Origin of the sequence: Pelagerythrobacter rhizovicinus (assembly GCF_004135625.1) — a bacterium.
Lineage (GTDB): Bacteria > Pseudomonadota > Alphaproteobacteria > Sphingomonadales > Sphingomonadaceae > Pelagerythrobacter > Pelagerythrobacter rhizovicinus.
Genome location: NZ_SDPV01000002.1, coordinates 752119 through 772147, shown reverse-complemented (window position 1 = coordinate 772147; position 20029 = coordinate 752119). Strand labels below are relative to the sequence as shown.

General features: G+C 67.4%; 17 protein-coding genes. 3 read left to right on the top strand and 14 right to left on the bottom strand.

The annotated features are described in order from the left end of the window. Positions 1-341 precede the first annotated feature (341 nt). Genes ETX26_RS11565 through ETX26_RS11555 form a run of 3 tightly spaced genes read right to left on the bottom strand, consistent with a single transcriptional unit; the run spans position 342 to position 3333 of the window. Entirely contained in the window at positions 342-1898 is a 1557-nt protein-coding gene (locus ETX26_RS11565) for a class I adenylate-forming enzyme family protein (protein ID WP_129524825.1), read from the bottom strand. Positions 1899-1951: 53 nt separating this feature from the next. Further along, positions 1952-2869, bottom strand: a complete 918-nt coding sequence (locus tag ETX26_RS11560; protein WP_129525356.1) for a cation diffusion facilitator family transporter — start codon at positions 2867-2869, stop codon at positions 1952-1954. A gap of 5 nt (positions 2870-2874) precedes the next feature. Next, complete coding sequence (locus ETX26_RS11555; protein WP_129524824.1) at positions 2875-3333, bottom strand: hypothetical protein; 459 nt, start codon at positions 3331-3333, stop codon at positions 2875-2877. 110 nt (positions 3334-3443) lie between these two features. Between ETX26_RS11555 and gyrB the strand changes: the two genes are divergently transcribed. Continuing rightward, the gene (gyrB, locus tag ETX26_RS11550) at positions 3444-5972 is read left to right on the top strand and encodes a DNA topoisomerase (ATP-hydrolyzing) subunit B (protein ID WP_129524823.1); all 2529 of its coding nucleotides are present in this window, start codon (positions 3444-3446) and stop codon (positions 5970-5972) included. 6 nt (positions 5973-5978) lie between these two features. Here the strand turns inward: gyrB and ETX26_RS11545 are convergent, their stop codons facing one another. Beyond that, complete coding sequence (locus ETX26_RS11545; protein WP_129524822.1) at positions 5979-6476, bottom strand: hypothetical protein; 498 nt, start codon at positions 6474-6476, stop codon at positions 5979-5981. A 204-nt stretch (positions 6477-6680) separates the two neighbouring features. Here ETX26_RS11545 and ETX26_RS11540 point away from each other — a divergent pair, with 204 nt between their 5' ends. Beyond that, the gene (locus tag ETX26_RS11540; protein WP_129524821.1) at positions 6681-8417 is read left to right on the top strand and encodes a bifunctional metallophosphatase/5'-nucleotidase; all 1737 of its coding nucleotides are present in this window, start codon (positions 6681-6683) and stop codon (positions 8415-8417) included. 9 nt (positions 8418-8426) lie between these two features. Here ETX26_RS11540 and ETX26_RS11535 read toward each other — a convergent pair whose 3' ends face one another. The 4 genes from ETX26_RS11535 to ETX26_RS11520 form a co-directional block, all read right to left on the bottom strand. After that, on the bottom strand, positions 8427-9059 hold the full coding sequence (locus tag ETX26_RS11535; protein ID WP_129524820.1) for a TetR/AcrR family transcriptional regulator: 633 nt from the start codon (positions 9057-9059) through the stop codon (positions 8427-8429). Between the two features lie 89 nt (positions 9060-9148). After that, positions 9149-9652, bottom strand: a complete 504-nt coding sequence (locus ETX26_RS11530) for a hypothetical protein (protein ID WP_129524819.1) — start codon at positions 9650-9652, stop codon at positions 9149-9151. Between the two features lie 81 nt (positions 9653-9733). Beyond that, entirely contained in the window at positions 9734-11341 is a 1608-nt protein-coding gene (locus ETX26_RS11525; RefSeq protein ID WP_129524818.1) for a carboxyl transferase domain-containing protein, read from the bottom strand. Beyond that, the gene (locus tag ETX26_RS11520; protein WP_129524817.1) at positions 11338-12516 is read right to left on the bottom strand and encodes an isovaleryl-CoA dehydrogenase; all 1179 of its coding nucleotides are present in this window, start codon (positions 12514-12516) and stop codon (positions 11338-11340) included. The genes ETX26_RS11525 and ETX26_RS11520 overlap by 4 nt, the downstream gene beginning before the upstream one ends. 146 nt (positions 12517-12662) lie before the next feature. On the opposite strand from ETX26_RS11520, the gene ETX26_RS11515 reads away from it, so the two are divergent. Further along, positions 12663-14177: a sensor histidine kinase gene (locus tag ETX26_RS11515; RefSeq protein ID WP_129524816.1), complete on the top strand. Its 1515-nt coding sequence runs from the start codon at positions 12663-12665 to the stop codon at positions 14175-14177. 39 nt (positions 14178-14216) lie between these two features. Here ETX26_RS11515 and ETX26_RS11510 read toward each other — a convergent pair whose 3' ends face one another. From ETX26_RS11510 to ETX26_RS11485, 6 genes are all read right to left on the bottom strand, one after another. After that, entirely contained in the window at positions 14217-15641 is a 1425-nt protein-coding gene (locus ETX26_RS11510) for a sensor histidine kinase (protein ID WP_129524815.1), read from the bottom strand. Between the two features lie 3 nt (positions 15642-15644). Next, positions 15645-16379 (bottom strand): response regulator, encoded by a 735-nt coding sequence (locus ETX26_RS11505; protein ID WP_129524814.1) that lies wholly within the window; start codon positions 16377-16379, stop codon positions 15645-15647. 49 nt (positions 16380-16428) lie between these two features. Then, complete coding sequence (locus tag ETX26_RS11500; protein ID WP_129524813.1) at positions 16429-17133, bottom strand: EF-hand domain-containing protein; 705 nt, start codon at positions 17131-17133, stop codon at positions 16429-16431. Positions 17134-17336: 203 nt separating this feature from the next. Next, positions 17337-17732: a cupin domain-containing protein gene (locus ETX26_RS11495; protein WP_129524812.1), complete on the bottom strand. Its 396-nt coding sequence runs from the start codon at positions 17730-17732 to the stop codon at positions 17337-17339. Then, on the bottom strand, positions 17729-18127 hold the full coding sequence (locus tag ETX26_RS11490; protein WP_129524811.1) for a VOC family protein: 399 nt from the start codon (positions 18125-18127) through the stop codon (positions 17729-17731). Before ETX26_RS11490 ends, ETX26_RS11495 begins: the two co-directional genes overlap by 4 nt. 72 nt (positions 18128-18199) lie before the next feature. After that, entirely contained in the window at positions 18200-20017 is a 1818-nt protein-coding gene (locus ETX26_RS11485) for an aminopeptidase P family protein (RefSeq protein ID WP_129524810.1), read from the bottom strand. Positions 20018-20029: the final 12 nt, after the last annotated feature.

The following is a 20029-nucleotide window of genomic DNA, read 5'->3' as shown; positions in this document are numbered from 1 at the left end:
AAATTCACATGATGCTCTCAGGAATATGTTGCGTATTATGCAACGTATGACGCACTTTTCTCATTTGTGAAAAGTCGTGCGAAAGATTATTTCCCGGATCGCGCCGGGCGGAAGGTTCCTCTCTCCTCTCCCCCCTTCCCCCGGCCTCATTCAGGAGACACGCCATGCGCACGACAGCATCGCACTTCCTGGCCTTCCTCGCGGCTGCTTCGATGAGCAGCCTCATGCTCGGCGCTGCGATCGCCTGAGCCTGACGAGGAATGGCAGCGAGCGAGACGCGGCCGCCCCTCAGTCCTCTCCCCCTCGGCGGCCGCGTCTCAAACGCGAGCGCGAGCGGCTGATCAGTCGATTCCGCCCAGCTCCTCCGCCATCGCCCGCAGATCGGTCTTCAGCAGCTTGCCGATATGGCTGCGCGGCATCTCGTCGACGGCGTGAAGCGCGGCGAGGCGCTGCGTCTTGCCCAGCCGTGCGTTGACCGAAGCGAGGATCTCGTCTGCGGCAGGTGCATCATCTGCAAGGCAGACGAAGCCGACCGGGCTCTCGCCCCAGCGGCGGCTGGCCACGCCGACGACCGCCGCTTCCGCAACGCCCGGCTCCTTCTCCAGCGCCGCTTCGAGATCGGACGGGTAGATGTTGAATCCGCCCGAGATGATCATGTCCTTCGCCCGCCCGACGAGTTCGACGAAACCGTCGGCGTCGACGCGGCCGATGTCGCCCATGCGCTGCCACACCTCTCCGGTAGCAGGATCGGTCCAGTAACCTTCGCGGGTCTTCTCCGGCTGGTTCTTGTAGCCGCTCATCATCGTTTGGCTCCGCCCCACCAGATTTCCGGTGGTGCCGGCTGGCACCTCGTTATCCTCGTCATCCAGCACCTTGAGCTCGCTGCCCGGCGCGGGGCGGCCGACGGTGTGCAGCTTGTCGGGGAACTCGTGGCAGGCGAGCAGGCAGACGCCGCCGCCTTCGGTCATCGAGTAGATCTCGATCAGCGCGCCCGGCATCCGGCGCAGCACCTCGCGCTTGAGCGGTACGGGGAAGGGGGCGGAGGTGCAGTATTTCAGCGCCAGCGAGGAAAGGTCGAAATCGCCCAACCGCGGCTCGTCCATCAGCCGCTGATACTGCACCGGCACGAGCATGGTCACCGTGGAGCGATCGGCCTGCGCCCCTTCCAGCCAGGCGCGGGTGGAGAACTTGCCCATAACGCGCACCGAGCCGCCGGCCAGCAGCGGCGGCAGGAAGGCGACCATCGTGGTGTTCGAATAGAGCGGAGTCGAGGCGATCGCGCGCACCTCCAGCCTGCTTTCCCGATACGAGGCCGCGGTCGAGGCGAACTGCCGCCAGCGCATCTGGTGCGAATGGACGATGCCTTTCGGAACGCCCGTCGTGCCGCTCGAATAGATGATGTTGAAGGGTTCGCCCGGCTCGGGCGCGAAGGGGGTCGCGCGAGTCCGCGGCGGTGCCATCCAGCGGTCAATCTCTTCATCGAGAACGATCCGTTCGAGATGCGGCAGGAAGTCGTCGCCCAGTTCGTCCAGCTTCGCGCGGTCGAGGAACAGGTGCTGCGCACCGCTGTCACGCGCCGTTCCTTCGAGCTGCTCGCGGCTGGCGCTCGTCGTCAGCGGCGCGGCCACTCCGCCCGCCCGCACCGCAGCAAGGAATACGAGCGCGTAGGGAATGCTCGAAAGGCCCAGAATCGCGACCGCCTGGCCGCGTTCGAGCCCACTGGTCTGCAGCTTGGCGGCGATGCGCTCCACCCGATCGGCGAGTTCGCCCCAGGTCAGTTCGCCGCGCTCGTCGCGTAACGCTACCGCCTCTGGCTGTCTGCCCGCCCAGGCGGCGAGAATGTCGGAGAACGAGCCGTAGGGTTCGGCGAGCGCGGCGGCGGGATCGGCAATCGTCATACCCGCCCTTCTATTTGCGGCGGCGAACTTGTCGAGAGATTCAGGCGAAAGCCTCAGCCGACGTCCTCGCGGCGCAGCGTCTCTGGCGGCGAGAACGACAGGCGCGCGAGGCGCCAGCTCGGATCGTCACCCATGAGTTCTTCCAGTTTCGGCGGATCAGCCGGCGGATCCACGCCTTCGACCGTTCCGACGATATAGCGGCCCGACTCGCGCAGCCGCACCTTTCCTTCGGGCCAGAGGCGTTCGAGCCGCCCCTGAAGCCGCTTCGCTTCTTCGGAGATCGCCGAGCTGCCGAGCTCGCGCGGCGCGCCGTCGAGCAGTTCGGCAGCCGCCGTCCCCATGTTGGTGACGCCGTCCCGCAGGATCGAGAAGGCGATGAACAGCGCGGCTGCGCTGTCCGCCCACCAGTAGCCGAAGTAGATGCCGAGCACACCGATCATTCCGGCGAGGCCCGTCTGCCAGTCGGCCTTCTGCATCAGCGCATCGGTGTGCAGCACTTTGTCGCGCAGCCTTCCGGCGACGGGCAGCTTCATCCGCCCGAGAATCATCGGCACCACCACCGAGTAGGCCAGTGCGGCGATCATCAGCCAGCCGAGCCAGACCGTATGACCGAAGACCTCCACCGGCGCGACCGTCGGGTGCTCGGCCATGAGCAGCGTCATCGCGCTTTCGTACATCAGGAACCCGCCCACGGCGCTCAGCGCGACTGCAGCGACGAGAAAGGCGAGGCTGTTCACTCGCACGAATCCGAACGGGTACTTCTCGGTCGGGTCCCTTGGCTCGACCCGTGCCGCGATGAGAAAGGTCAGCGAGGGCACCAGGCTCAGGGCGTCCTCGATCAGGGCCGAGCGCATCGCCTGGCTGCCGCCCATCGTGACGAACATCGCCAGCACGACAGTGCCCATCCAGAACAGCGTCTGCCATTCGAGCCGCTTCGCCCGCGCGAAATCGTCGCGGATCTGTTCGGGCATGCGGTTCACCGGATTTCTCCTTCGACCAGCGCGATCCAGCCGTTCTCGCCATTGCGGAAGGCGAAGCGCGGGACCTGCTCCTGCTTGTCGACGTTCCGGCGGCGGCCCAGCGGAGTGCCGAAATGGACCTGTCTCGACCAAGGCGACGCTTTCGCGAAATGGCCGTAGACCAGGTCTACCTCGCCCTTCTCGAGCCGCTTCAGCAGGTCCTCGCCGTGGCCGTCCACGCGCCTGACATGCGCGCCGAGCCGGCCGGCGACCCGGTCGAGCACCTGCTCGGCATGTCGCGAGGGCGGCGCGCCCGCGATCTCGCCCAGGACGATTGCGTGCGTGCGCCGCACGCGTTCGGTGGTTCCGTTGGGATCGCGCGGGAGCTCCGCGCATGCGGCCAGTCCTGCGATCAGGATCGCGGCTGATGCGATCGCTCCTGCCGGAGGCAGGAACGCCTTCCCCTTGATGCCCATGCCCGCGCAACGCCGCAGGCGGATGCGGTGTTCCCCACGCGCGATTCGCCTGTGGATGGAAAGGGTGTTCTCGCCTTCCGAAACCCGCCCTTCGTGCCTATATGATGTTCATGGACGAGACCCCTGAAAACACCCCGCCCGCAGCGGCGAAGACGAACGGTTACGGCGCGGATTCGATCAAGGTCCTCAAAGGCCTCGACGCGGTGCGCAAGCGGCCGGGCATGTACATCGGCGATACCGATGACGGATCGGGCCTCCACCATATGGTGTTCGAGGTGTCCGACAATGCGATCGACGAGGCGTTGGCGGGCCACTGCGACTTGGTGCTGATCGAGCTGAACGCCGACGGGTCGGTCTCGGTCGAGGACAACGGGCGCGGCATTCCAGTGGACATGCACAAGGAAGAAGGCGTGTCTGCGGCCGAAGTCATCATGACCCAGCTCCACGCGGGCGGTAAGTTCGAGAACACCAGCGACGACAACGCCTACAAGGTTTCCGGCGGCCTCCACGGCGTGGGCGTTTCGGTGGTCAACGCTCTGTCCGAATGGCTCGAGCTGACCGTCTGGCGCGATGGCAAGGAACACTGGATGCGCTTCGAACACGGCGACGCGGTGGCGCCGCTTAAGGTCGTCGGCGACGCGCCGCCGGTGGCGTCGAACGGCGACGAGAACGGCCTCAAGAAGGGCACGCGCGTCACCTTCCTGCCCTCGGCCGAGACGTTCAAGAACGTGACCGAGTTCGATTTCGAGAAGCTGGAGCACCGCTACCGCGAGCTTGCCTTCCTCAATTCGGGCGTGCGCATCCTGCTGCGCGACCTGCGGCACGAGGACACGGCCGAGCACGACCTGTTCTACGAAGGCGGGATCGCGGCGTTCGTGAAGTATCTCGACCGGAACAAGCAGCCGCTGGTCGCCGAGCCGATCTCGGTGTCCGCGGAGAAGGATGGGATCGGGATCGACGTCGCGCTCGAATGGAACGATTCGTACTACGAGAACGTGCTCTGCTTCACCAACAACATCCCGCAGCGCGACGGCGGCACGCACCTGGCCGCTTTCCGCGCCGCGCTGACCCGCACGCTCAACAACTATGCGTCTTCCTCGGGGTTGCTGAAGAAAGAGAAGGTCTCGCTGACGGGCGAGGACATGCGCGAGGGGCTGACCGCGATCGTCAGCGTCAAGCTGCCCGATCCTAAGTTCGGCTCGCAGACCAAGGACAAGCTGGTCAGTTCCGAAGTGCGTCAGCCGCTCGAAAGCCTCATGAGCGAGAAGATGACCGAGTGGCTGGAGGAGAACCCGGCCGACGCGAAGTCGATCATCCAGAAGGTTGTCGATGCCGCGGCCGCGCGCGAAGCCGCGCGCAGGGCGCGCGAGATGAGCCGCAAGGGCGCGATGAGCGTCGCAAGCCTGCCTGGCAAGCTCGCCGACTGCCAGGAACGCGATCCGGCCAAGAGCGAACTGTTCCTGGTCGAGGGCGACTCCGCCGGCGGCTCGGCCAAGCAGGGCCGCGACCGCAAGACCCAGGCGATCCTGCCGCTCAAGGGCAAGATCCTCAACGTCGAGCGCGCGCGGTTCGACCGGATCATCGGATCGAAGGAAGTCGGCACGCTGATCCAGGCCATGGGCACCGGCATCCGCGACGACTTCAATCTCGAGAAGCTGCGTTATCACAAGATCGTGATCATGACCGACGCCGACGTCGACGGCGCGCATATCCGCACGCTGCTGCTCACCTTCTTCCACCGGCAGATGCCTGAGATCATCAAGGCGGGGCACCTCTTCATCGCCCAGCCGCCGCTCTACAAGGTGAGCAAGGGGCGCAGCGAGGTCTATCTGAAGGACCAGGCGGCGCTCGACCGCTATCTCGTCGATGCCGGGCTGCAAGGCCGGATGCTCGAAACCGCCGGAGGTACGCGCAGCGGGGCGGACCTGCGCGATCTGGTCGAACACGGCCTGCGCATCCGTAACCTGATGGGCTTTATCCCGCGCAAGTACGACGCCGCGATCGTCGAGCAGATGGCGCTCTCCGGCGCGCTCGATCCAGCGCTCGGCGGTGAAACCCGCCGGCAGGCGCTGGCGCTTGCCGCCGACCGGCTCGGGATGTCCGACCCCGAAGCGGAGTGGAGCGCCGAACTGCGCGCCGACGGCAGTGCGCGCTTCGAGCGACTATGGCGCGGGGTAACCGACGTTCACGATATCGAGGCAGCCTTCATCGCAAGCGCCGAGGCGCGCAAGTTGCATGGTCTGGCGATCGAGAATGCGGAGGTCTACGCCCGGCCCGCACGGCTGGCCCGCGTCGGCACCGAGAGCGAGACCGTCGAGGATAGCACCGACGGGGAGGAGATCGAGGTCGTCGTTTCGCCCGATGCGGCGATCACCCGGCCGACCGAACTGCTCGACGCGGTGCTCGCCGCCGGGCGCAAGGGGCTCTCGGTCCAGCGCTACAAGGGTCTGGGCGAGATGAACGCAGAGCAGCTGTGGGAGACCACGCTCGATCCGGAGAACCGCGCGCTGCTGCAGGTGAAGGTCGAGGATGCCGACGTGACGGACGAGATCTTCACCCGCCTGATGGGCGACATCGTCGAGCCGCGCCGCGAGTTCATCCAGGACAACGCCCTGAACGTCGCCAACCTGGATATCTGATCGGGGCTATTCCGCGGCGGGGGGCGTGAGCCGATAGGTGCGGTCGGGCGTGACGTCGTCGAACGGCACGTTTTCGTTCTGCATGCGGTAGAGCGCTCCGTCGGCCACGAGCACGATCGGCTGACGAACGATGCCCTCCAGGCGCAGGCGCTTGCCGTCGGCGAGCCATTCCCACGTGCCGGTCTGCGTACGCCCGCCCTCGACCAGCGTGAAAGTGCCGTCGTTCCCGATCGAGAGGCTGTCTGCTGTCCCGTCGGGATTGGGCCGGGTGTAGGCGGCGGCCTGTTGCAGCGCCTCGCGTCCGTTCGCGGCCACCCGCGGCAACGAGGGATCGCGCGGGCCGTCCGGCTGCCGGCGGCCCGTCGCCTGCTCCGTGGCCGCGTCCCCTCCGTTGACGCGCGCGGCGAAATCCTCCGCGTTCTCGCCCTTCGGCTGTTCGCCGCAGGCGGCCAGCGCCAGAGGGGCGACAAGAATGAAGGCCATCGCGGGGCGGCTGCGGTTCATTTGTGTCGGCTCCTGTCGATTCGTCATGTGCGCCCCTTACGACGGTTAAATGACAGATTTCGGAAACCGCGCCGGCTCCCGCCGCAAACCCGCGATGGCGCAGCGCCTCTGGCAGGCGATTTCGAGTTGAGTCTTGCGTCCGCCCCCGGCACGGGATGGTGCCTGTCATCCGCCGGACATCTGTTTCAGCCAAAGGCCGAGCCCATGAACCTCCGCAACCTTTTCCCTCTCGCCGCCGCGCTCGTGCTCGGTGCCTGCGTCAGCGTGCGCGACGCGCCCGACCAGCCGGCGGAGCGGGTGACGGTCAAGATCGTCGGCCTCAACGACTTCCATGGCAATCTGGAGCCGCTGCGCCGTCCGATCCGTCTCACCGGTGAGGCCGGGGAGTCGCACGAAGTCCGGGCGGGAGGCGCGGCCTATCTGGCTTCGGCGGTCGCGAAATACCGGGCCGGCGGCGACCACTCGCTGGTCATTGCAGCCGGGGACCTGATCGGCGGCAGCCCGCTGGTTTCCTCGCTCTTCCTCGACGAACCGGCAATCGGCGCGATGAACCGCATCGGGCTCGACTACAACGCGGTCGGCAACCATGAGTTCGACCGCGGCTGGCGCGAACTCGCGCGGATGCAGGAAGGCGGGTGCGAGAAGCACGGCCTGCGCGAGCCTTGCGCAGTCGAGCACGACTTCGGCGGTGCCGACTTCTCCTTTCTTGCCTCGAACGTCATCGCCGAGGGAGGCGAGACGCTGTTTCCAGGCTACGCGATCCGCCGCTTCGGCACCGGCGCGCGTGCCGTTGCGTTGGGCGTGATCGGACTGACGCTCAAGGAGACGCCGACGCTCGTCACACCCAGCGGAGTCGAAGGACTGACCTTCGGCGACGAGGCGGAGGCGATCAACGCGCTCGTGCCCGAGATCGAACGGCAGGGCGCCGATGCGATCGTGGTTGCCATCCACCAGGGGCTTGAGCCCGAACCCGGCACGCCTTTCTCGGGCTGCGGTGCGATCGCGGGGCCGCTGCGCGCGATCCTCGAGCGGCTCGATCCCCGCGTGGATCTGGTGATCTCGGGCCATACCCACCGGACCTATGTCTGCGATTTCGCGACGCTCGATCCTTCGCGCCGGTTCATCGTCAGCAGCGCGGGCTACGGCGGTACTTTGCTGACCGACATCGCGCTGACCATCGATCCGGCCGCGGGCGAGGTGACCGATGCCGTCGCCCGCAACGTGGTCGTTCAAAACGCGGGCACCGGGGAGGAGAGCCCCGACCCCGCGTTCGAGATCTTCGAGCCGAACGCCGACCTCGCCGCTTACGTGGCTCGTTACGCACGCGCCGCGCACGAAGCCGAATCGCGCCCGGTAGGCAGGATCTCGGGCCCCGCCCCGGACCCCGGGCCCGCAACCGAGGAAACCCGGCTCGGCAACCTGATCGCCGACGCGCAGCTCTTCGCCACGCGAGACGCCGGTGCGCAGATCGCGCTGATGAACAATTCGGGCGTTCGCGCGCCGATCGTTCCCTCCGAGGACGGAACGGTGACCTTCGGCGACATCTATGCGGCGCAGCCGTTCGGCAATGCGCTCGTGACCAAGACGTACACCGGCGCGCAGCTACTCGCGCTGCTCGAGCAGCAGTTCGACGAGGAGGGTTTCATCCAGACGTTCTCGGTCTCCGAGGGATTCGCCTTTACCTACGACATGAGCCGTCCGGCCGGGAGCCGTGTTGTCTCGGCCACGCTGGGCGGCAAGCCGATCGATCCGGGCGCGCGCTACCGGATCACGATGAACAGCTTTCTCGCGGCCGGCGGAGACACGTTCACCGTGTTCGCGGAGGGCCTCGACCCGGTGACCGGTCCGGTCGACCTCGATGCGATGGAGGAATACCTCGGCATGGTGGAGATGCGGCAACTGCCCGAAATCGGGCGGGTCACCGACGTGGCAAGGCCGTGAGAGAAAGCGTCAGGCGATCCGCAGTCCCGCCACGGGCGCCGCGCCGCGCGCTTCGCCCGAAAGACCGTCGAACAGCGTGTCGATGATCGTCGCGAGCTTGTCTTCCTCGAGCTTGTCTTCGACCAGGATCATCAGCATCTGGGGCAAAGTGTAGCAGACCACCATCTGGTTGATCAGCGAAAGCGCGCGGTTGATGCCGAGGCCGGCGAAATGGCCTTCCTCCTGCGCCTGGGCAATCAGCTCGGCGAGGTAGTGATCGGCCAGATCGATATACCCGCTCACGTTCTCGAAATTGTCGGTTCCCACCTCGCAATAGACCGCGAAGGCGGCCGGGTCCTTGCGGAAGCGGGCGCGCTGGCGGGCGAAGCGACGGGCGAAGAATTCGTAGAACTTGCGCCGGATCGGCAGGTCGGAGGCAACCACTTCCTCCATGATCGCGATATCGGGCGCGTACCACTTTTCGAGGATCGCATCGAACAGCGCATCTTCGCTGTCGAAGATCGCATCGATCCGGGCACGCGGCATCCGCGCTTCCTTGGCCAATGCGGCGCGCGTGATGTTCTCGCCCGCGCGTTCGATCACCCGCATTGCGAGAGTGACGAGCCGGGTGCGTTCGCTGTCGGCATCGCTGGGCGAAGTCATGATTAAAGGTCCGTCCCCGTGATTTGTCGCAATCTAGGGACAGACCCGCGCCGGTTAAAGCCCGCGCCGCGCGAATTTTGCGGCGTCGGCTACTCGCCCGGACGGTCCGACCGGCTGCCGTCCGTCGGAGTAGGATCGCTTCGGCGCCAGGTCGTCTCCTCGCTGCGTTCGCCGGCGAGCGGGGCGTCCTGCTCCGGAAGGCGATAGAGCACATCCTCGGCCACCGCGAAGGCCTCCGTATTGCCATCGCGGGCGATCAGGATGCGGCTGTTGTCCTCGCCCCAGGTGAAGCTGCCGGTCGTCTCCGTCCCGTCGGGCGCGGTCCAGGTGTAGGTGCCATCCTCCGCCAGCATGATCGTGTTGACCTCGTTGTTGCGGTTACGCAGTTCGTACGTACCGGCGTACTCTACCGTTTCGCGGGCATCGAGCGGCACTTCGGGATACTCGATCTCGACGGTGGGCAGGGTCACATCGGCGGGGGTCTGGACTTCGGCGGTCTCGACCACCCGGTCGTCGACTTCCGTCGTGTCGCCGCAGGCAGCAAGCGTCAGCGCAAGCGGGGCGGCAAAGGCGAAACGGGCAGCTCTGTTCATCGGTTCTCTCCTCCGTGGGCGTTCGCCCCTTCAATGCGCGAGCCGGGCCGGGGTTTCGAAGTGCCCCTCGCTGCGCCCGCCCTACATGCGGAATACGCCGAACGCCGGCCGCTCCGGTATCGGCGCCTCGAGCGTGGCGGCGAAGGCGAGGCCGAGAACGTCGCGGGTCTGAACCGGATCGATCACCCCGTCGTCCCACAGGCGCGCGGTGGCGTAGTAAGGGTTCCCTTCGTCCTCGTACTTCTGCCGGATCGGGGCCTTGAAGGCTTCGGCCTCTTCGGCGCTCCAGCTATCGGCGTCGCGGTGGACGGTGGCGAGCACGCTCGCGGCCTGCTCCCCGCCCATCACGCTGATCCGCGCGTTGGGCCAGGTGAACAGGAAGCGCGGCTGATAGGCGCGTCCGCACATGCCGTAGTTGCCCGCGCCGAAGCTGCCGCCGATCACCACCGTGATCTTGGGCACGGTGGCGGTAGCCACCGCGGTCACCAGCTTGGCGCCGTGCTTTGCGATCCCTTCCGCCTCGTACTTGCCGCCGACCATGAAGCCGGAGATGTTCTGCAGAAACAGCAGCGGGATGCGGCGCTGGCAGGCGAGCTCGATAAAGTGCGCGCCCTTTTGCGCGCTTTCGGAGAACAGCACGCCATTGTTGGCGAGGATCGCCACCGGCATGCCCCAGATATGCGCGAAACCGCAGACGAGCGTCGAGCCATAGTGCTGCTTGAACTCGTGGAACTCGCTGCCGTCGACGATTCGCGCGATCACCTCGTGCACGTCGTAGGGTGCGCGCACGTCCTCCGGCACGATGGCATAGAGGTCCTCCGCATCGAACTTCGGCGGGCGCGGCTCGCGCAGCTGCACGCTCTCCGCGCCTTTCGGGTTCTCGCCGAGATGGCTGACGATGTCGCGCACGATCGTCAGCGCGTGTTCGTCGTTCTCGGCGAGGTGATCGACCACGCCGGATTTCTTTGCGTGGAGATCCCCGCCGCCGAGATCCTCGGCGCTGATCTCCTCGCCCGTGGCAGCCTTCACCAGCGGCGGGCCGGCGAGGAAGATCGTGCCCTGATTGCGGACGATCACCGTCTCGTCGCTCATCGCCGGCACGTAGGCGCCGCCCGCCGTGCACGATCCCATGACGCAGGCGATCTGCGGGATGCCCAGCGCACTCATGTTCGCCTGATTGAAGAAGATGCGGCCGAAGTGGTCGCGGTCGGGGAAGACCTCGGCCTGATAGGGCAGGTTCGCCCCGCCGCTGTCGACCAGGTAGATGCACGGCAGACGGTTTTCCTGCGCGATCTCTTGCGCGCGCAGGTGCTTCTTCACCGTCATCGGGTAATAGGAGCCACCCTTCACGGTCGGATCGTTGGCAACGATCATCACCTGTCGGCCCGATACGCGACCGACCCCGCAGATCATTGAGGCGCCGTTGACGTCGCCTTCGTACATCCCGCCCGCCGCAAGCTGGCCGATCTCGAGAAACGGCGAGCCAGGGTCGAGTAGCCGCTCCACGCGGTCGCGCGGCAACAGCTTCCCGCGCGAGACGTGCCGCTCGCGGTGCTTCTCCGGTCCGCCCAGCGCCGCCGCGGCGACCCTGGCACGCAGGTCGTCGGCCAGCGCCTTGTTGTGCGCAAAACGCGCCTTGGCGTCGGGACTTTCGCGATCGAGCTTCGTGGCGAGGGCGGGGGCGGTCATCCCGCCGCTCCGATGAGTTCGCGGCCGATCAGCATGCGGCGAACTTCGTTGGTGCCCGCGCCGATGTCGAGCAGCTTGGCATCGCGCAGGTAGCGTTCGACCGGCCAGTCCTTGGTGTAGCCCGCACCGCCCAGCGCCTGCACCGCTTCGCCGGCGACGCGGAAGGCGTTCTCGCTCGCGAGCAGGATCGCGCCGGCCGCGTCGAAGCGCGTGGTCTGCCCAGCGTCGCAGGCCTTGGCCACGGCATAGGTGTAGGCGCGCGCCGATTGCAGCGCGACGTACATGTCGGCGACCTTGGCCTGGATGAGCTGGAACGCGCCGATCGGCTTGCCGAACTGCTTGCGCTCGCGGACATAGGGGATCACGCAGTCGAGGCAGGCTTGCATGATGCCGAGCTGAAGACCCGCGAGCACGACGCGCTCGTAGTCGAGCCCGCTCATCAGCACGCCGACGCCGCCGTGCAGCGGGCCCATCACGTTCTCTTCCGGCACCCTGCAGTCGTCGAACACCAGCTCGGCCGTTGGGCTGCCGCGCATCCCCATCTTGTCGATCTTCTGCCCGATCGAGAAACCGGCCATGTCCTTCTCGATGATGAAAGCGGTGATCCCGCGGCTGCCCGCCTCGGGCGCGGTCTTGGCATAGACCACCAGCGTGTCGGCGTGGGTCGCGTTGGTGATCCAGAACTTGGTGCCGTTGAGCACGTAGCCGGTGCCGTTGCCCCTTGGGACCGCCTCGGCCTTGAGCTTCATCGAGACGACGTCGGAACCGGCCTGCGCCTCGCTCATCGCCAGCGAACCCACGTGCTCGCCCGAGATGAGCTTCGGCAGGTACTTCGCCTTCTGCTCCTCGTTGCCCCAGCGGCGGATCTGGTTGACGCAGAGGTTCGAGTGCGCGCCGTAGGAGAGGCCGACCGAGGCCGACGCGCGGCTGACTTCCTCGACCGCTATCACGTGCTCGAGATAGCCGAGGCCGAGCCCGCCGAACTCCTCCTCCACCGTGATCCCGTGCAGCCCCAGCGCGCCCATTGCGGGCCACAGCTCGCGCGGAAACCAGTCTTCGCGGTCGGCCTTCTCGGCCAGGGGGGCGATCTGCTCGTCGGCGAAGCGGCCCGCGCTTTCGCGGATCATTTCCGCGGTCTCGCCGAGCTGGAAATCGAAATCGGGGGTGGCGCGCATGAGAACTCCTGTCTGCGGTCACGCGCATAGCCGAGCGCGTGATTGGCGGCAAACGCGCTAGAGGCGCGAAACTGCCGGATGTTAGATCTGATAGGGAAAGTATCTGGGATTCGGGCGATTTTCCGCTACCGTGGCGATGGACCGGAATGAAATTGCACGAGTCGACCCTTTGGCCGGATGACGCGGCTCCCGCGCCCGCGCTTTGCGGCGAAAGCGAGCGCGCGAAGATCATCGGTGCACACGGTTTCGCGTCGCTCAACGAAGATCCCGAACTGGCGGAAATCACCGGCTTCGCCGCACGCCTGTGCGACGCGCCGGTTTCGCTGGTGACGCTGGTCGAAGCCGAACGGCAGCGGTTCCTCGCGCGGACCGGCGTCGACATCGACGAGACGCCGCGTTCGACCAGCTTCTGCGCCCACGCCATGATGGGGGCCGAGATGCTGGTCGTGCCCGACGCGACAAAGGACCCGCGGTTTGCCGGGTTCGAGCTGGTGACTGGCGCTTTCGGGTTGCGATTCTACGCGGGCGTACCGCTGATCTCCATCGAGGGCGCGCCGCTCGGGGCGGTGTGCGTGATCGATACCCTGCCGCGGCCGGACGGGTTGACCGACCTGCAGCGGCAGGGGCTCACGGTGCTGGCCCAGGCGGTCAAGCGCCGCATCCAGGCGCGCCGCGAATCGCGCGAGAGCGAGGCCGAGCATGCCCGCCGCAATGCGCAGTTCCGTACGCTCGGCGACTGGCTGCCCGATATCATCTGGTCGTCCGACGGGAAGGGCCGGTTCGACTACTTCAGCGGCCGGTGGGAGAAGGTAACGGGCGGCAGACCGCCGATCGATATCGAGGGCTGGCAGCCGTTCATCCATGCGGACGACTGGGAGGCCACTTACGCCAGCTGGACCGCCTGTTCGGCACGCGGCACGACCTACGAGGCCGAGTACCGCCTGCGCTATGCCGACGGCGGCTGGCGCTGGACAATGGCGCGCGCTCTGCCGGTGCGGGACGAGAGCGGCGCGATCGTGCGCTGGTTCGGCACGCTCACCGACGTCGACGAGAAGCGGCGCCAGGCCGACAGCAGCGGGGCGGTCGCGCACGAGATGGCGCACCGGATCAAGAACATCTTCGCGCTGATCTCCGGGCTGATCTCGGTCCGCACCCGCGGCCACGAAGAATTGCGCGCATTCGGCGAGAATCTGGTCGGCACGATTTCCGCGCTGGGCAAGGCGCAGGACTTCGTTCAGTTCTCGGGCGACCAGGGATCGGGCGACCTCCGTGACCTGATCGGCGGACTGCTCGAACCGTTCGCCGGCGAGGGATCGGGGCGCATTTCCGTCGAAGGGGACACGGCGCCGGTCGGTGCGCGCTCGGCCACGCCGCTCGCGCTGGTGGTGCACGAGCTGGCGACCAATTCGGTCAAGTACGGCGCACTGTCGGTGGAGAGGGGGCGCGTTGCCATATCGCTCGAGCCGGAGGGCAAGCATACGGTGGTTCGCTGGGTCGAGAGCGGGGGACCGGAACCCACCCCGTCCGAAGGGCGAGGCTTCGGTACGCGGCTGATCGACATGAGCGTGACCGCGCAGCTCGACGGCGAGATCGAACGCGACTGGCGCAAGGAAGGTCTTGCGGTCACGCTCCGCCTTTCGCGCGAGAAGCTTGCGCGCTGATCTCGCGCGAACTGCGATCCCGATCGGGGAGGTCGGCGGCTAGCTTGCGCCTTTCCTGGCCGAATCCGTCTCCGACTGGAGCGGCAGCCGTATCTCGGCGCGCAGGCCACCTCCTGCGCGATTGACGAGGACGAGATCGCCGCCGTGCTGCTCGGCGATCGCGCGCGCAAGCGTGAGGCCGAGGCCGGCGCCGCCCGTTTCGCGATTTCGCGAAGCCTCGCCGCGCGTGAAGGGTTCGGTCATCTCCGCGATGCGCCCTTCGGGGATCCCGGGGCCCCGGTCGTCGACACGCAGGACCGCCCGGCCGCCGTCGCGGAGCAGCGCGACCTCGGCCTCGCCGGCGTAGCGAACCGCATTGGCGATCAGGTTGCGCAAGGCGCGGCGCAGCCAGGTGATGTGCACCGGCAGGGCGATGCGGGTCGTCGGCCCCAACGCGACGGGTTCGCCCATGTCCTCGAACTCCTCGACCACGGCGGCAGTCAGCGCGGCGAGGTCGGCGCGTTCGGGCGGTTCGCTGGCGCGGCCGACACGGGCGAGGGAGAGGATATCGTCGAGCGAACGGGTGATGTCCTCGATCGTCGCGGCCATCTTCGCACGCTCGCTTTCGTCCTCGACCGACTCGATCCGCACGCGCAGCGCGGCAAGGGGCGTCTTGAGATCGTGCCCGATGGCGCCGAGCATCACGTCCTTCTCGTCCAGCAGCGCTGCGATGCGCGCCTCCATCGCGTTGTGCGCGGCAATGAGGCGGCGCACGTCGTGCGGCCCGTCGGGTGCAAGCTGGCCGTCGGCGTTTTGCGTGCGGGCGAAGGTTTCGGTCCGTTCGGTCAGCGCGGCGAGCGGGCGCGTGATCCGCCGCAGAAGGAGGAAATGGAGGCCGACGAGCAGCACGTAGATCACCAGCGTCTGCAGCAGGATCGATCCGATCACGCCCCGCTGGCGCGGCGGAATGGGAACGCGTGCGACCATCCAGCCGTCGCCGCCGCTCCGCTTGAGTGCGGCAACGAGCACCTGTCGCCGCTCGCCATTGCCGGACGCCAGCCGCCTGTGCAGGCGAGGGCGGTCCAGGATGTAGGGATCGCGCGCTATCGGTCGCTCGACAACGATCAGTTCGGCTACGGCGGTTCCCTGATCCTCCACCACGGCGCGCAGCGCCTCGGCACGTTCGGGGTCGATGTCGTCGCCGGGCCGCGGCGCGAAGCTATCGGTCCGCTCGATCCGAAGCGGACGTGTGAAGCGGTCGATCAGATGTCTGCGCGGTCCCTGCCCGCGCCATCGTCCGTCGCCCTCGTTGCGTGGCTCGCCCCGCACGATGAAGGCGAAGGCGGCCGCGTTGAGGACCGCTGCCTCGCGCCGCGCCTCCGCGGCTTGCCACAGCAGCGCGGCGGAAATCGCCTGTGCGAGCAGCAGCACGAGCGCAACCGCCAGCAGCATCTGTCCGAGCAGGCTTCGGGGCCAGAAGCGCATGCCTCAGTTCCGCTCGGGCGCCGCGCGGCGCACCGTGGCGGCGAAGCGGTAGCCGCCCCCGCGCACGGTCTGGATGAAATGGGGGCTGCGGCTGTCTTCCTCGATCTTGCGGCGCAGGCGGCTGACCTGGTTATCGACCGCCCGGTCGAACAGGTGGGCCTCGCGTCCCTGGACCATGTCTAGCAGCTTGTCGCGGTCGAGCACCTGGCGCGGATGATCGAGAAAGGCGCGCAGCAGACGGAACTCGGCGGTCGAGATCGGAACCACCGCGCCTTCGGGATCGGTCAGCTTGCGCTTGAGCGGGTCGAGCCGCCAGCCTTCGAACAGGTAATGCGCGTCGCGTTCCGCAGGCACGGCCGGCCGCCCGGCGCGGCGCAGGACCGAGCGGATGCGGGCGACCAGCTCACGCGGTTCGAAGGGTTTCACGACATAGTCATCGGCGCCGATCTCGAGCCCGACGATACGGTCGGTTGCTTCGCCTTTCGCGGTCAGGAAGATTACCGGGAGATCGCGCGCTTCGACCAGATGACGGCAGAGCGACAGCCCGTCCTCGCCCGGCATCATGATGTCGAGCAGCACGAGGTCGGGGACCTCGTCGATCAGCGCGCTGCGCGCCGCGGCGGCGCTGGGCGCCTGCCGCACGACGAACCCCTGGCGGGTCAGATACTCCGCCAGGGGTTCGCGCAGGCTGGCCTCATCGTCGACCAGCAGCAGGCGTGTGGGCGCGGTTTCGTCCATCGTCTCCCCGCCTAGGCTTTCGACCTGCCGGCGATCAAGCGAGCTGCGTTCAGTCTGCCTGGCGCGCGGCCCGGCGTTCCTTCATCCGCTCGCGCATCGCCTCGTGGCCGGCCTTGCGCTCGGCCGCTGTGATCGTGCCGTCACCATTGGCATCCGAACGGGCGAAGCGGCGCTCGAGCGCGGCATCGAATTCGGCGCGCGTGATCGCCTTGTCGCCATCGGCGTCGGCCCCGCGCAGCATCGCCATGCCCATCATGCGGCCGCCGCGGCGGCCATGGGACATCGGGCGGGTGCCGCGTTCGCCGCGGGCTTCGCTGCGTGCCTTGCGCGCGGCCTGCATCTCGGCCTGGGACACGCCGCCGCTGCCGTCGGTATCGAGCCGGGCGAAGCGCTCGGTGCGGCGCTCTTCGCGCTTCTCCGCACGCTCTGCGCGCCGCTCGGCCATTTTCGCGCGGCGCTCGGCGCGATGCGCGTCCATCTCGGCCTGCGTCACCTCGCCATCGCCGTCGGCGTCGAGGCGCGCGAAGCGCTGGGCCTTGCGGGCCTCACGATCGGCAGCGTCGATCCGGCCGTCGCCGTTGGCATCGAGCCGGTCGAACATCGCGCCTGCGTGCGCCGCCATTTCGGCGCGGGTCACGTTGCCGTCGCCGTTCGCATCGGGGCCGTGACGGCTGCCTTCCTGCTGAGCGAGAACAGCAGTCGCACCGCCCAGGGCAAGTGCGGCGGCGGAAAGGGTAAGGGCGATCTTGTTCATCGTCGAACCTCCGTTCGGGGGAAAGGTTGAACTGCGAGACCGCCCGGAAGGGGGGAGGTTGAAGGCGGCTCCCGCAGCTCAGAGTGCCTTTCTAGCCTGCGATTGTCGCACGATTATCTCCGCGAAGCGGCGAAGTGTCGCGGTTTGTCGCAGCGCCGGCGCCGCGTTCAACCGCGCGCAAGGATCGGGAGCAGCAGTGCGGCCTAGCGAGGCCGGTGCTCGGTCCCTTCGCCCGCGGTGATGAACAGCGCCGCCGCTTCGCCCTCGATATCCGCCGTGTGCCAGGTGCCCGGCGGATTGATCGCGTATTCGCCGGACCCGAGCGTCACCGTCTCGGTCGAGCCGTCGGCATGTTCCTGATGCAGCGTCAGCGCGCCTTCGAGGCACAGCACGACCTCGTCGCCCGCCGGGTGCATCTCCCAGCTGTCCCACGGCTGGGTGAAGCGATGGAAGCTCACCAGCCGCCCTTCCTTCCCGTCGGCGGCATGGCGCGCGGCATAGTCGCCGTACCATTCCATGCCGGTGAACTCGGGCTCGCGCACCGCCGTGGCGTCGAGCCCGAGATGAATGGGAAACCGCTCAATCGACATCCCGCTCATTGGTCCCGCGCCATGCAGAAGGCGTTGAGCTTGTTGCCCTCGCGATCGCGGAAGTAGGCGGCGTAGAACGTGTTGCCCTGCGCATCCGGCTCACCGCGCGGCCCGGGCGCACCTTCGTCGCTGCCGCCGTTGGCGAGCGCGATCTCGTATAGCCGCTTGACCTGCTCGGGATCCTTCGCCTGAAGCGCAGCCATGGTTCCGTTACCGACCGTCGCCGTGTTGCCGTCGTAAGGCTTGACCAGCGAGATACCGGCGCCGCTGCCGCCCAGCTCGCCCCAGACGACGAACGTGTCGAAATCCATGATCCTTCCGACGCCCATCTCTGCGGCGAGCGCATCGTAGAACCCGGCGTTGCCCTGCAGATCATTGGTGCCCAGCGTTACATACCCGATCATCGCATCTCTCCCATCAGCGACTCGCGACCGAGAGGAACATTACAGGAACATGATCGTGTAGGAAAGACCTTTTCAGAGCGGCCGGCAGGCCTCCTCGAGCCACGCGAGCGCCTCGCCGTCGAGCTGCGGCGCGAGGATTTTGCGAGTCTTCGCGTGGTAGTCGTTCCACCAGGCGATCTCCTCCTCGGTCAGCAGCGAGCGGTCGACCAGCGTGCGGTCGATCGGCACGAACGTGAGCGTCTCGAACCCGAGCCACTCGCCCTCGCCGCCGGGAATGTCGCGCTTCACCGTCAGGATCAGGTTCTCGATGCGAATGCCGTATTCGCCGCCCTTGTAGTAGCCGGGCTCGTTCGAGAGGATCATCCCGGCATGGAGCTCCTGCCCCGTGCCGGCCTGCCCGCCGCTCGCCTTGGCGATGCGCTGCGGCCCCTCGTGAACGCCGAGATAGCTGCCGACGCCGTGGCCGGTGCCATGGCCGTAGTCGACCCCCGCCTGCCACAGGAACTGGCGCGCGAAGGCATCGAGCTGGCTGCCGTTGGTCCCCTGCGGGAAGACCGCACGATCGATCGCGATATGGCCCTTGAGCACGCGGGTGAAGCGGTCCTTCTGCTCGGCCGAGGGCTCTGCCGAGCCGTCAGGCGCGGCGATCCACACGGTGCGCGTGATGTCGGTCGTGCCGTCGAGATACTGGCCGCCCGAATCGCACAGGAACACGCTGCCCGGCTCGATCGGCAGGTTCGATTCCTCGTCGACCCGGTAGTGCGGGATCGCCGCATGCGGCCCGGCCGCGGAAATCGTGTCGAAGCTGTTGTCCTTCAGCGCGCCGGTGGCGAGGCGGAATTCCTGCAGCTTGGCTGCGGCGGAAAGCTCCGTCTCGCCGCCCTTGGGCGCCGCGACCGAGAGCCAGTGGAGATACCGCGCGACAGCCGCGCCGTCGCGCTCCTGCGCCCGGCGGTGGCCTTCCTGCTCGACCGGGTTCTTGATCGCCTTGGGCAGGATCACCGGATCGCGCTCCGCGACCGGCTTCGCACCGGCATCCTCGAGCAGGCGGAAGATCGCCGCCACGCCGTAGTCGGGATCGACCGAGACGCTCTTGCCCTTCATGCCCGACAGCGCGCTCTCGAATTCGCTGCGTGCGCGGATCGTCACCGCGTTGCCGAGGTGTTTCTCCAGCTCGGGCGTGACTTTCTCGGGTGCGATGAACAGCTCTGCCGTGCCGTCGTCATGCGCGATGAGGTAGGATAGCGCGACCGGCGTCCGCTCGACGTCGGCCCCGCGAATGTTGAGCAGCCATGCGATCGAATCGAGCGCGGAGACCACCGCGGCGTCATAGCCCTCGCTCTTGAGCCAGTCGGCGACTTCGGCACGCTTCTCCGCGCTCGACCGGCCGGCGTGCTCGTCCGCATGAACCAGCGCGGGCGCCGGCGAAGGCTCGGGCCGGTCGGCCCACACGGCATCGACCGGATTGCTCTCGACCGCGACTAGTTCGCTGCCCTTCTTCGCCAGCGCCTTGCCGACCTGGTCGGCCCAGCCCTTGGTGTGGAGCCAGGGGTCGAACCCGATCTTCGCGCCCTCGGGAGCGTTCTCGGCGATCCACTTGCCCATCGAGACCTGCGGCACCAGGCAGTAGTCGTAGAGCTTGCCGTCGACCTGCTCGCGCACCTGGATCGTATAGCGGCCGTCGATGAACATGGCGGCGCGATCCTTGAGCACCACCGCGCTGCCGGCCGAGCCGCCGAAGCCGGTCAGCCAGGCGAGGCGCTGGGCATAGCCGCCGATGTACTCGCTCATGTGCTCGTCGGAGATCGGAACGACGAAACCATCCAGCCCTCGTCGCTTCAGTTCCTCGCGCAGGGCGGTGAGACGGGCTTCGTGGGTTTGCATCAGCATGGTTGCGGTCCT